The sequence below is a fragment of the Scytonema sp. UIC 10036 genome (assembly GCF_009725235.1).
This window is the reverse complement of the sequence record NZ_WJFC01000037.1, coordinates 1-13,274: the sequence shown is the minus strand read 5'-3', so window position 1 is coordinate 13,274 and position 13,274 is coordinate 1. Positions and strand designations below refer to the sequence as shown.

General features: G+C 41.5%; 9 protein-coding genes. 4 read left to right on the top strand and 5 right to left on the bottom strand.

Features of this window, described 5'->3' with window-relative positions:
• Window positions 1-22: 22 nt before the first annotated feature.
• Entirely contained in the window at window positions 23-2,755 is a 2,733-nt protein-coding gene (locus F7734_RS18710) for a CHAT domain-containing protein (RefSeq protein WP_155746093.1), read from the top strand.
• A gap of 164 nt (window positions 2,756-2,919) precedes the next feature.
• On the top strand, window positions 2,920-4,263 hold the full coding sequence (locus tag F7734_RS18705) for a cytochrome P450 (RefSeq protein ID WP_155746092.1): 1,344 nt from the start codon (window positions 2,920-2,922) through the stop codon (window positions 4,261-4,263).
• 99 nt (window positions 4,264-4,362) lie between these two features.
• Here the strand turns inward: F7734_RS18705 and F7734_RS18700 are convergent, their stop codons facing one another.
• The 4 genes from F7734_RS18700 to F7734_RS18685 form a co-directional block, all read right to left on the bottom strand.
• Window positions 4,363-5,994 carry a hypothetical protein gene (locus F7734_RS18700; RefSeq protein ID WP_155746091.1) on the bottom strand — a complete coding sequence of 544 codons (1,632 nt, stop codon included), beginning with the start codon at window positions 5,992-5,994 and terminating at the stop codon, window positions 4,363-4,365.
• A 101-nt stretch (window positions 5,995-6,095) separates the two neighbouring features.
• Window positions 6,096-7,160 (bottom strand): terpene synthase family protein, encoded by a 1,065-nt coding sequence (locus tag F7734_RS18695; protein ID WP_155746090.1) that lies wholly within the window; start codon window positions 7,158-7,160, stop codon window positions 6,096-6,098.
• A 16-nt stretch (window positions 7,161-7,176) separates the two neighbouring features.
• Entirely contained in the window at window positions 7,177-8,700 is a 1,524-nt protein-coding gene (locus tag F7734_RS18690) for a cytochrome P450 (protein WP_155746089.1), read from the bottom strand.
• A gap of 88 nt (window positions 8,701-8,788) precedes the next feature.
• Entirely contained in the window at window positions 8,789-9,001 is a 213-nt protein-coding gene (locus tag F7734_RS18685) for a hypothetical protein (protein WP_207714138.1), read from the bottom strand.
• A gap of 1,824 nt (window positions 9,002-10,825) precedes the next feature.
• On the opposite strand from F7734_RS18685, the gene aroF reads away from it, so the two are divergent.
• Entirely contained in the window at window positions 10,826-11,926 is a 1,101-nt protein-coding gene (aroF, locus tag F7734_RS18680) for a 3-deoxy-7-phosphoheptulonate synthase (RefSeq protein ID WP_155746088.1), read from the top strand.
• Window positions 11,927-12,000: 74 nt separating this feature from the next.
• Here aroF and F7734_RS18675 read toward each other — a convergent pair whose 3' ends face one another.
• Window positions 12,001-12,162: a hypothetical protein gene (locus F7734_RS18675; RefSeq protein ID WP_155746087.1), complete on the bottom strand. Its 162-nt coding sequence runs from the start codon at window positions 12,160-12,162 to the stop codon at window positions 12,001-12,003.
• A 21-nt stretch (window positions 12,163-12,183) separates the two neighbouring features.
• Here F7734_RS18675 and F7734_RS18670 point away from each other — a divergent pair.
• Window positions 12,184-13,274: chorismate-binding protein (locus F7734_RS18670; protein WP_347566228.1), on the top strand; the 1,091-nt coding region annotated here is incomplete at its 3' end.

Here is a 13,274-nt window from a genome sequence, read left to right as displayed (position 1 = left end):
TTTAACTGGATTTCATATAATTATGATTATTAAAAAATACCGTCGTCTAGTTGTTTTCATCCTTTTAGTTTTGTTTGGACTGGTGCTGACTTTTAGTATTTCCGCTTGGATGAATATCAGTCGTGCAAAAGCTAAGAGTGATATTCCAGAATTCACAATTGAGAATTCTTCTAATCGTGCCCTACAACTGGCACGGGAAGGTCAACAACGTTATAATGTCGGAAGATTTGATGAAGCTGCTCAGTTGTGGGAAGAAGCAGCTAAGGCTTATAAGCAAATGGGCGATCGCGAGGGGATAAGTAAGAGCTTAATTAACCGATCTCAAGCTCTTCAAGATTTAGGGTTATATCCCAAAGCTTGCAAGACTTTACTCGAAGCTTTTGCCGTTAAAAACCCTAGTTGCAACCAAGAACAAATAGAGAATTTTCTTACAAATCTTTCTCAACAAAAAAATTCTATTTCCCAAACCCAAGCTGTTGGCTTGCGTAGCCTTGGTGAGGTTCTGCGAAGACAGGGATTGTTAAAGCAGTCCAAAAAAGTTTTGCAGTTGAGTTTGTCCGTCCTGAAGGAATCACCTGAGTTTAGTGCTGTTTTGTTAAGTTTAGGTAATACCGAACGCGCTATAGGAAAGCAAATACGAGATCGTTGGGATTATGAAGTGGTCAGTGAAATTATAGACCGCAAATCTCAAGAATCTGCTTTAGCGCCTTACCAACAAGCTTTTAATAACTATGTTCAAGCAGCAACGGTGACATCAGCATCACCAATTTCTAAAATTCAAGCACAACTCAATCACTTGAATCTATTACTGGAAATCGGAAAATGGTGGGAGGCGCAAACGAATCGGCGCATCGCTTCTTGGTCTAAGTTTGATGAATCTAAGTTGGTCGAACGGGCAAAGGATTTTTTATCTCAGTTAAAGGTAAAGTTGAGTCAAGATGCACAAGTTTTGCAAAGTCAGATTGAATCCACTCTTGCCACTCTTCCTCTAAATCGTACAGCAATTTACGCTCAGATAAACTTTGCTCAAGGTTTAATGCAAAGCAAACAGATAGACAAAGCAGAACCTATTCTGAACTCGGCGTTGCAGAAGGCTCTTAGCTTACAAGACAAGCGATCGGAAACTTATGCTCTGGGTTATCTTGGCAAACTATACCAGCAACAGGGACGATTAAATCGGGCAGTTGAAATGACTCGGCAAGCTCTTATTTTGGTGCCCGGACAAAATATTACAGGAGATACACGAGAAATTACTTATGTTTGGCAAGCGCAATTAGGAAATTTATTGAGAGAACAGGGAGATACAAAAGGAGCAATTGCTGCTTACACAGCTGCCTTCAACACTCTTCAATCTCTCCGCAACGATTTAAACGCAAACAATCGCGATATCCAGTTTGACTTTCTTCAAGAAGTCAAACCTGTTTATTTAGAACTAGCGGATTTGCTTTTGAAGTCAGAACTTAGTCCAAGCGAGTTAAGTACTTTAGTCGTGTCGAATCCTAAGGTGACACAAGATAAAGTTGACGCAAACAAGCCTCAAAATCGCCTAGAGCTTGCCCGAAGGGTCATAGAGTCTCTACAATTAGCAGAATTAGATAACTTTTTTCAAGATCCCTGTTCTGAAGAAACGAATGTTGCGGTGCAGATTGACGATCTCGATCCCCAAGCAGCTGTGATTTATCCGATTGTTTTCAAAAACCGCTTAGAAGTTATCTTATCTTTACCAGAAAAACGCTTGCAGAAAGTAGCAATTCCCGTTAATGAGGAGCAAGTGAATGATGTCCTAGATCGGCTTTATGATAATTTAGACAACGTCACTGTGAATACTTCTGCTCGCAATATCCTGTCCACTTCTAACCCAGATCCACAGGAGCTAAAAGAAAATACTCAGAGGGTTTTACCGATTTTTGAACAGCTTTATAACTGGTTAATTCAACCTTTTGAAACAGAGTTAAATGCCGACAAAATCAAAACTTTAGTCTTTGTGCTTAACGGTCGATTGCAGAAAGTGCCAATGGCTGCACTCTATGATGGTCAAAAATATCTGATTGAGAAATATAGTGTTGCGCTGGTTCCAAGCTTGCAACTTATAGATTCTAAAATATTAAAACAGAAACAGCTTAAGGTTCTAGCAGCTGGAGTCAGCGAGCAAATTAAGGTAGAAGAAGAGGTTTTTCCTGCACTCACTAACGTGCCTAAAGAATTAAATGAAATCAAAGAAGCTTTTCCTTCTTCTTTAAAGCTCCTAAATCAAGAGTTTACCGCAAAAACTATCCAAAACCAGCTGAAATCGAATTTTCCTGTCGTCCACTTAGCAACTCATGGGTTATTCAGTTCCAATCCGGAAAAGAACTTTATTATTACAGGAGATGGAAAAAGTATCAGTATTAATGAGTTGAGTGCTTTATTAAGCGAAGCAGAAGAAAATTTGGAGCTACTCGTGCTGAGTGCTTGTGAAACTGCTACTGGTGATGAACGTGCTGTCTTAGGTTTGGCTGGAACCGCTGTGCGTTCTGGCGCACGCAGTACGATCGCGACTCTCTGGCCTGTGGGAGATGCTTCCACGGCTGAAGTCATGAGTAAATTCTATCAAGACTTAAAAAAACCAGGAGAGAAAAAATCCGATGCCCTTAGGATGGCTCAATTGTCTTTGATAGAGGCGCTGAAGGCAAAGCCACCATTTGAAGAAATTAAAACTTTGCCTCCTCATCCCTATTACTGGGCATCTTACGTTTTGGTGGGAAATTGGCAGTAAGTCGGTACTAACCCAAATTGCTAGTTATCTAGGCTAACGAGCGCAACTTTTCTAGGAACTCTCGCGTAATTAGTTTCACGTATCTTCTTACGCTATACTAATGACCAACAGATGAAGGTATTCTTAGCGTTAGGTGAAATAAATTTTTTAAGAAGAAAAATCAAATGCAACTACCTAATTTGCTGAAGACTCCTTCTTTTGTCCAAACGTTCCAGTGGCTTAATGAGCCTACAGGATTTCTGGAAAAAGTGGCTCTTGTATATCCTGACATTTTCTCTAGTCACTTAACTGGGTATCCCTCTGTATACGTACAGCATCCCCACGCAATTCAAGAAATTTTCACCAACGATAGAAAAAAGTTTGTCCTTCGACAGAACAAATTTCTAGAACCCGTATTAGGGGAATATTCAATCGCTACGCTCGTGGGAGAACAGCACAAACGGCAGCGACAACTCCTTATGCCCCCCTTTCATGGAGATAAAATATGCTCTTACGCTCAACCGATCTTGAATCTGACCGAAAAAATCTTCACTCAGTTACCACGACTTCAGCCCTTTCGTGCTCGTGTTATCACCCAAGATATTACCCTACAAGTCATCTTACAGGCAGTGTTTGGTTTGTATGAGGGAGAAGAACGATACCAAAAATTGAAGCACGCACTAGTGTTGATGTTTGAACCTTTGGGGTCACTAGTGTATTCTAGCTTTCTGTTTATCCCTTTTCTGCAAAAAGATTTAGGAGCGTGGAGTCCTTGGGGAAGGTTTGTCCGCCTTAGGAAGCAAGTTGATGAATTGATCTACACTGAAATCGCTGAACGTCGCGCCCAACCTAATCCAGAACGCATGGATGTCCTCTCGTTATTAATGGAGGCAAAAGACGAATCAGGCAAACTTATGAGCGATATTGAGTTGCGCGATGAATTAATGACTCTGTTGTTTGCCGGACATGAAACTACAGCAACGGCAATAGCTTGGGGATTGTATTGGACTCACCGTGTGCCAGAAGTTGGTGAAAAACTGTGTCAAGAAATCAATAGCTTGGGTGACGATCCCCAACCGATAAGCATTTCCCAGCTGCCGTATCTCACTGCAGTCTGTAAAGAAACTTTGCGGATTTATCCTCCTGCGTTATTTGCAGGTCCTAGGATGGTAAAAGAACCTGCTAACCTCGCTGGACATCAGTTAGAGCCTGGTACGACAGTAACTCCCTGTATCTATCTGACTCATCACCGTGATGATTTATACGAAAATCCCAAGCGGTTTCAACCAGAGCGCTTTTTGGATCGTCAATACTCTACTTATGAATTTCTGCCATTTGGTGGTGGTGTTCGTCGATGTATTGGCGAAGCTTTGGCTTGGTTGGAAATGAAACTTGTTTTAGCCACGATCTTGTCACGTTATCAACTGGCACTAGTCGATGCTCAACCAGAACAAGCTCGGTCTCGAGGTCTTACCCTTGTCCCTGCCAATGGAGTCAAGATGGTTGTGACAGGGCGGCGGATGCGTTAAGAGTCAAGACTTGAATCACCGTAGTGCATTTAACCTACATTCTGCAAGTGAAACTCTAAGCGGAATGTAGGATCTATTCTCCTTTTTTGTCACAACCTTCTAAGTTCCAAAGCTCAAACAGGTGTGCGATATCACCGCTAATACTGCTGAAAAGACTACCCGCGATACTGTGTATGGCTCTTTAGTTCGCCATAACTTCGGTCCTTCAAGACCATAGTTTGGTTGATAGTCGTTGAGATGCTGCCACAAGTAGTTTACACCTCTATGAATCGCCTTTGTGTACGCGTGATAGTCTAACTGTTGTCCTAGATCGGGGACAGCTTGTAAAGTCAGGAGAGCATAAGCAGTTTCTTCCAAGGTTGAACAATAACTATAACCCCAACCGCCATCTACGCTGGATTGAGTTTGCAAAACCCAATTAATAGATTGTTGTAAATTATTTCGTACTGAAGACTCTTTGTGCTCTGCTAAAGCCATAACAGCGCAGGATGTGGCATAGTAAGGGCTGATATGCCATTTATCTTCCCAGTAACCATTGCTATCTCTATGGTCGTATAAGAAATCAACTACTTTTGCAATATTGGTAGTCCACTGACTCTGAGCAACTTTAGGAAGGTTCAGTAATGCAGCTAGTACATGAGCGTTAGCACTGATCGATGTTGTCCGCTCTGTTTCATAGCAAGCAAAATAGTTGGAGCGCTCAAAACACCGCAAGCAATCAGTCGAAGTATTTACCCCTGCCTTGTTGAGAATCAACAGCGCCATCGCGGTACTGTCTGAATCGGTAGGTGCTCCTCTAGTGTGACTGTGCATAGTGCAAGCACCTTTTCGACCCAGGTTCTGTTGCAAACAACTGACTAATTTTTGTATCAGTTGCTTAGGGAAATCACGCTTGAGGTTAAAGCCAGCATGGGCAAAATAGTATAAAGACCAAGAAGCCTCAAATCCTTCAAGAGAGTAAAAAGTAGGCATGGCACCTCTTTCTCCCTCAAAAGTGCGGTTGGTTAAATGGGTTAACCACCGAGCAGCAGCATCATTCCACTCTGGACTATAAATTAACACTGCGGCAGTGGCGGCAGGTGAATTGCCATAATTGCCGTTAGCAGTCTGTTGCTGCTTCAGGCGAGCGAAATCTAAAGACGGACCAAAAGCTTCTAAGCAATGAATCAGGGTAGATTGACCAGTATAAATTCGTTCTAGACTGTCAACACGCAGCTTTTCCGCATACACTTTCAAAAGTTCGGCTTTGTCTGGAAACTCAAACACTACTCCTAGCTTTTCCAGTTCTTCTAAAAGGCAAGGAGCTAGCACTTCAAAGCAAGCAGTTTCGTAGTTTTTTACCGACCACTGCCTTAAAACTGTCCGCAAGTAAGCCTCAGCTCGCACGGCAGCGTAAGAAGACTGTTCAGTAGTTTCTGGAGACTTAAGTAATGCCACAAGGGCAGCTAGAGTACCTATCAACGTGAAAGGAAACGGACCGCTCCAACTACCATCTTGTGCTTGGTGTTTAAGAAGCCAGTTGAAAGAGTCTGGAAAGGCTAATTGTTTCGGATTATGTGGGTCACGTACCATTGCAACCCAAGCAGTATCGTAAGGAGAAGCAGTTATTAACCCGCTACCCCAGTTGTCGTCCATGTCATTTACAATCTCTTCGAGCAAAGTCAACGCCATGTCTTGTGGCTTTAAGGCTGCTGTGCGCCGATTTGGCTTAATTATTAATGAACTGACCATCCTTCGTTTTCCTTTGTTTAATTTTCTAGGGATTTCTTGAAATTGTGGTTTTGGAACACGGATGTATGAATGAAAACAAACAAACATCCATGCATCGAGTGCTATTGCAAAGCCACCAGCATCTGTTTAGTTAAATCGTGAAAGTCTCTCGTTTGATACCAAGCACACGAAAACCAGCACACTCTTCTCGCGCAATCTCCCCAAGCACTCAAACTCACCGGCAGCAAAGAAATCGGCTCCTCCATTTTTTGCAGGTATGTATTTATTTCTTTGATAACGATGGCTTCAGCCTCCTTCTGGTTAAAACCCTGAGTCAACATTAAGATTAAGAGACTATTTGGCTTTTGAGTTTGGCGCTCGCGCTCGAAACCAGCTATATCATTAGCTAGTCGAATGCTACTGCTACAGGTTAACATTACTTCATCTATGAGTGTCTCCAGACTGGCATGAGACTTTAGACTAAATTCTGAATCGACGGGTTCACTCACCATTGCTAGCAAGGCACTCAGTATAATCGATGCTGCTATGGATTTTCTACCATTTAAAAGATATTGTTCATAAGTTGGGTAAGTTCCCGTTTCTTTAAAAGCTTGGCTCCAGTGTAATTCTGTACGTTGAGCTTCTAGAGTTAACTCAAAATGTTTCGCAAATATATGGTAATAAATTGTTGCATTTGGAAATTGTTGCAATTCCTGGCAAAATTTTGTCAAAGCATTGGCTAACTGCACCCAAGGCTGCGACTCATTGATTATTGGAAATACCTTAATTAAATCTGGATAATCACGATAAATTGAGTTGCCACCTGATTGGACGATCTTCACACATAACGTTAACATTGCTTCAATTTGCTCAACTGTCAGTGTCATGCTCAAAACACCTTCGGTCATGTCATCGACAGCAAATACGATTAACGGTAGGACAGACCCTTGAACAATGACAGATGGTTGTGCGTAGGGAGCTGTTGCAGCTAGTGCCAAACACATTCCTGCTATCCGTTGCGGTAAAATCACTGGAAACTGTGCTGCCCAGTTTTCCACTGCTGGATAAATAGATAGCGCAGTTTGTAGCACATGGGCGCGGTCTACTACTGAAATACCAGCAAGTTCACTCACTTCAGCTGCAATTTTTAAAGTTTGTTGTTCAAAATCACTTTTTTTTATCGTCATCTTCTTGCAACTTACATCAAATTGGTTCTACAATCATTCGCAAACCATAGCGCGGGCGGAGAGTGATTCTAGCCAAAGACTCGACAGGATGTCCAGGGACGCACCGTAGTCGGTATTTCTGTAACATCATGGCGATAATCAATTGCATTTCTAAAAGAGCGAGGTGTTTGCCGATACAATAGCGCGGTCCACCACCAAATGGGAAGTAACTGTAAGAATGTCGTTGCCCAGAGTATTCTGGGGCGAATCGTTCTGGGTCAAAAACTTCCGGTTGGTTCCAGAACTTAGGCAAATGATGGGTTAAATATGGGCACAGCACAACTGTAGTCCCGGCTTTGAGCGCATAACCATCGATAATATCATCCGTTTGGACAACTCGCGAAAAGAACCAGCCAGGCGGATAAAACCGCATAGCTTCTTGAATGACCATTTTAGTGTACTGTAGTTTAGCGACGTCAGCAGAGGCGGGATGGCGTTTGCCAATGACACCGTCAATCTCTGCCCGAAGTTTGTGCTCCACTTCCGGGTATTTGTCAAGCAGATACCAGATCCATGTTAGTGTAGTAGACGTGGTTTCGTAGCCAGCAATGAAAAGCGTGATGCTCTCGTTAAGCAATTGTTGATCGTTCATTCCGATCTTGCTTTCTTCATCACGGGCTTGCAGCAACCGCTCAAGCAGGTCGCCATGATTAAGATCACTCTGGCGTCTAGCGCGAATGATAGTGAAGATTATATCGTTGGTGGTTTGGATAGCGTTGCGAAAAGTTCTCTCCCCTGGTACGGGAAACTGCTTGGGGAGGAAAGAAAGGAACGCACGACGGCTGATTTCTCGCAAGATAACCTTTAGCGCCTCGCCCAAAGTTTCAACTTTAGAGCCGTCGATACTCGAACTAAATAAGAGTCTTAGAATTACCCTTTGCGTGAGCCGCGCCATTTCATTTTCCATGTCGATGGCTCCACCATCTGCTGTTTTTTCAAAATTTGCAAGCTCTGAAGCAATGATCTTGACTAAAAGTTCCGTCAAAGCATTGGCTTGGTTAGCTGTAAACATTGGCTGCATTAAACGCCGACTGCGAATCCAGCTTTCGCCCTGACTCGTGAGCAAATTATTACCTGCCACTTGCCGTACTGGCTTCCACATAGCCTCACCCTTGCCGAAATTCTGCCAATTATCGTTTAATATGTACTGAACATGGTCAGGGTAAGTGACTAAATGAGCCTGAATGGAACCTAATTTTAGTGCGACTATCTCGCCTAGGTGCTCCTTGACGGCTCGTTGAAACAACCGCAAAGGATTAAATAGTAACTGGGGTAAGACACCAACGAAAGGATATCCATGTATAACAGGGCAAGTTTTTGATGTGGGGGAATAATGAAATGGCGATTGTTGATTGATTTCATGCTCCCGTGCTATATCCGCATTTCTTAAAGCTTGCTGTTGTTCAAAATAACCTTTTTTGATTTCCATGTTCTTACCTACTCTCCCTGTTTTTGTTGCTTTAACCTGTTTAAAAACAACTCGCTTATCTTTAAAAAGCAAAGTGAGTGTTGCGATTAAAGCGCTGCAAACAATCTACTGATACTGTTTTTATTCCTGTTTTGTCATCTCTTAATTGATGCCTAAGAAGCTAGTAGAAAAAGTTTGGAAAGGCTAGCTGTTTGGGCTTATGTGGCTCTCTTACCATAGCTACCCAAGCAGTATCGTAAGCACCAGCAGAAATTTTCCCTCTGCCCCACTTTTCGTCATAGTCATCTACCATTTCTTGCAGTAAAGCCAACACCATATCTCGTAGCTTTAAGGCTAATGTACGCTGACTTGGCTTGGTTAAAGAAAGAACCATCTTTAGCTCTCCTTTACTGAATTTCAAGATGTCTTTAGTGAGAATAAATTGGCAACGGTTAAGGCAGGGGGAATTAGGAATTGTGATGCATTGTTCAATACCTTCGCCAAAATAGAAGCCTAGACAAATTTTGCCATTTTTGCCTAGTACACAAACTTTTGCCAATTTCAACGAAAATTTCTTATCCATGTGTGTTCTTGCCCTCAAATGCCAGAATCTCAATGTCTTGCTGTGCAGGCTATTGAATCAAAATTCCTTCCGGAAAAACCTCAGGCTATTTTTAAAGGCTAATGATTTTTGCCTTGGGACAGAAGAACGGGCTTTCATGGTTAAAGCACCACCACTTTACCCTTCAAAAATGGCGAAGGTATTGATTGTTCTGAGATTTTATCAGAAAAGATTGTTAAAAACTTTTAGCTTATATGATGCATCTAAATTGTAAATGAGAAGTGTGTAGCGATCGCATTATAAAACAGGTGTAAATTCTTATCTCTAATGCGTGACTTAAGTACTCATAAGATGATTAAGACCATCAAATAATCCTTGTCTGTCACTTATAGCACAGTTCTCTCCAAAATCTTTGATTTAAATAATACAAAATTCAAGTTTTTCATTTATGTTTTCAAAAGCTGAACTCTAGTAGTTCGTGTTTAGATGAAACACACGGATTTGTAGAAGCGCAAAGCGATAGCGCACCTACGGATGTACTCCATTTAATGGTAAATTACTAAATTTTCTCTCATTATAAATAATTAATGTGGATGAGTAAACTTTTTGGAAAAAATTTTTAATAAATTAGGGCTTACACAATTTCAATGGTATTTTGAGGATTTTACACGTTGTAGCTCCCCCCGTCTCCCCCCAACTTAAGCACTTGTACCCACATTTATTCGTATTCAAAGGGTGGAGTCAGTAGGTTGGCAAGAAAAAACATAACTATATAACAAAATGTAAAATTTCACTAATTGTGTTCTTGGTTGCACTTTCGGGCTAAAGGGCAACTCCAAAATAGTAATCATTAGATTTCCCACTGATATAGATTGCGCTTTTGAAACTGAGCGTAGGGGCGCGGCGATCTTGCTTGCGCTCTTACAAAGGGTGTTGTTTATTTGAACACTCATCTGATGACCGCGCAAAGTGTATTTGCGCCAACCTACTTAGTGGATGACAGTATACCGTCAAATGAAGCTATCTGCTAATTAAAACAAAGTAGTTTAGACTACAAAATATTCAGAGGTCATGTGTAGGTGTCTTAATGTTTACTTGTTGCTAAAGTTCAACAAAATGAATGATAAACCGCAGACGCACGCGGATGAACGCAGATAAGGTTTGCTTATACAAAAGGTTTCATAACATTTTTTACATTGGTCATTAGTCATCGGTCATTGGTAAGAATTTTCGGTAGATTTACATTTTTTAATGTAGTTCGGTTTATTTCCACCTCGCTACTTATTTATAGAAACACTTGAAGATAGAAAGCAGTCATCTAGATAGATAACGTAGAGCGATCGCCGGACTTCAATAAAAAAATTAGCTCTATAAAATATTGACTTAAAAAATTTCCAGAATCGCCGAAATCATTGCCAACAAAGGAAAAAGTTCATGTAAATGAATTTTTCGGACTTTCATATATGACTTATTATGACTTTTTCAGACTTTAATAGCTGACTTATTATGACAATTTTCTTCCGGGGAAATTTGGAAAACTGGAAAACAAGACTGTAGTACTGTTCAACAAAGCAAATTCGTAGTTCAAAGCCTAAAACTTGTCACGATGTACAAGTTACCTAACTAAGTAAACTAAAAATTTCAGGAGAGCGAGTCATGATTATAGTGATGAAAACAGGTACAGCTACACAAGAGATTGAGCAAATCATTCAAGATGTCAGCCAGTGGAACATAAAACCAGAAACAATCGAGAGTAACAACAAAGTCGTTATTGGTTTAGTCGGTGATACATCTAGCTTAAATGTTGAGCAAGTCCAACAACTCAGTCCTTTTATCGAGCAAGTCTTACGGATCAATAAACCCTTTAAACGCGCTTCTTTAGAATTCCGTCATGGAAAACCCAGCGAGGTTATTGTACCAACTCCCAGAGGACCTGTGGCATTCGGTCAAGACCATCCTCTTGTTATCGTAGCTGGACCTTGTTCCGTTGAAAATGAAGAAATGATCGTAGACACAGCGTTAGTTGTCAAAGCAGCAGGTGCTCAGTTTCTACGTGGAGGAGCGTACAAACCCCGTACTTCACCCTATGCTTTCCAAGGACATGGAGAGAGTGCTCTAGGTTTGTTGGCTAAAGCAAGAGAAGCCACTGGACTGGGGATTATCACAGAAGTGATGGATACCGCCGATCTAGAAAAGGTTGCTGAAGTGGCAGATGTCATCCAAATTGGTGCTCGCAATATGCAGAATTTCCCACTGCTAAGAAAAGTGGGACCTATTGGTAAACCCGTTCTCTTAAAGCGAGGATTATCAGCCACTATTGAAGAATGGCTGATGGCGGCTGAGTATATTTTAGCTTCTGGTAACCCAAATGTTATTCTGTGCGAACGAGGTATTCGTACCTTTGACCAAAAATATACTCGCAACGTTCTCGATCTCTCTGTACTTCCCGTGTTGCGTACATTAACTCATTTGCCTATCATGATTGACCCCAGCCATGCTACAGGTAAATCAGAATTTGTACCCTCAATGGCAAAAGCTGCGATCGCGGCTGGAACAGATTCCTTAATGATAGAAGTTCACCCCAATCCAGCAAAAGCTTTATCAGATGGTCCTCAGTCTTTAACATTTGAAGGATTTGAGAAACTCATGCAAGAGATAACTCCTCTAGCTCAATTCTATGGTCGTTGGAACAGATTACCTTTTGCAGTAGCAACACCAGCAAACCTTTCCAGAAGTTTTTCAACCCCATATTTCTAATTTTGGATTTTAGATGCGTGGATTTTGGATTGAAGATTAATGATTAATTATCAATCCAAATGACAAATCCTTAATCACCAATCCAATCCCCAATCTAAAATCCCAAATCCCAAATCCGTTAATCCAAAATCCACGCATCTAAAATCCCAAATCCCAAATCCCAAATCCGTTAATCCAAAATCCCAAATCCAAAATCCAAAATCCATTAATCCAAAATCCAAAATCCACGCATCCAAAATCGTTAAGAGGTAAAATCGGTGTATCTAGATATTCATTGCTACACAACCAACGGCGGAATTTTTGTGTCTCGCTCTGTAACTAAGACTTCCATTGAAACTGGTATTGAAGAAGTTTTACTACGTCTTGACTCCCAACGCGGAGGTGTGCTAAAGAGTAGCTACGAGTATCCCGGACGTTACAAAAGATGGGAAATTGGTTTTGTCAATCCACCGCTAGAACTGGCGACTCGGGATAACTCCTTTACAATTACAGCACATAACGAGCGGGGTATGGTTTTGCTGCCTTATCTAGGAGAACTCCTTGGTAAAAACCCATACTTGCAAAAAGTTCACAGAGAACACAATCATGTAACTGGCTCTGTTCGACCAACACAACAGTTTTTTGCAGAGGAAGAAAGAAGTAAACAACCGTCCGTCTTCAGTATTGTGCGAGAATTATTACATACATTCCAAAGCCCTGAAGACGAGCACTTGGGACTTTACGGTGCTTTTGGCTATGATTTGGTTTTTCAATTTGAACAAATGCCCAAGCGCATAGAACGTGCTGATGACCAACGAGATTTATTACTGTATTTACCTGATGAAATAGTTATTGTTGACCACTATTTACAAAGCGCATTCCGTTTGCAGTACGAATTTGTGACTCAGTATGGTAGCACTCGCGGTTTACCTCGTACAGGTGAAGTCATTGATTATCGAGGGAAACGCCTGACGCCGGATAAAACTTCTGACCATGAAAAAGGTGAGTATGAAAATCAAGTAGAAACAGCCCTTGATTACTTCCGCCGTGGCGATTTATTTGAAGTTGTACCCAGCCAAAGCTTCTTTCAAGCTTGCGAAGAGCCTCCCACCCAGCTATTCCGAACATTGCAGCAAATTAATCCCAGCCCTTACGGATTCATTTTCAATCTTGGTGGAGAGTATTTGATTGGTGCATCGCCGGAAATGTTTGTAAGAGTAGAAGGCAGACGTGTTGAAACTTGCCCGATCAGTGGTACAATCAAGCGCGGAAAAGATGCTATTGATGATGCCGCTCAAATTCAAAAGCTGCTTAACTCTCGCAAAGACGAATCTGAATTAACAATGTGTACGGACGTAGATCGCAACGA

Bases quoted from the DNA above. Each gene is read 5' to 3' on its own strand.
- F7734_RS18695 (WP_155746090.1), bottom strand. From the start codon at position 7,160: ATGACGATAAAAAAAAGTGATTTTGAACAACAAACTTTAAAAATTGCA.
- F7734_RS18705 (WP_155746092.1), top strand. From the start codon at position 2,920: ATGCAACTACCTAATTTGCTGAAGACTCCTTCTTTTGTCCAAACGTTC.
- F7734_RS18710 (WP_155746093.1), top strand. From the start codon at position 23: ATGATTATTAAAAAATACCGTCGTCTAGTTGTTTTCATCCTTTTAGTT.
- F7734_RS18685 (WP_207714138.1), bottom strand. From the start codon at position 9,001: ATGGTTCTTTCTTTAACCAAGCCAAGTCAGCGTACATTAGCCTTAAAG.
- aroF (WP_155746088.1), top strand. From the start codon at position 10,826: ATGATTATAGTGATGAAAACAGGTACAGCTACACAAGAGATTGAGCAA.
- F7734_RS18700 (WP_155746091.1), bottom strand. From the start codon at position 5,994: ATGGTCAGTTCATTAATAATTAAGCCAAATCGGCGCACAGCAGCCTTA.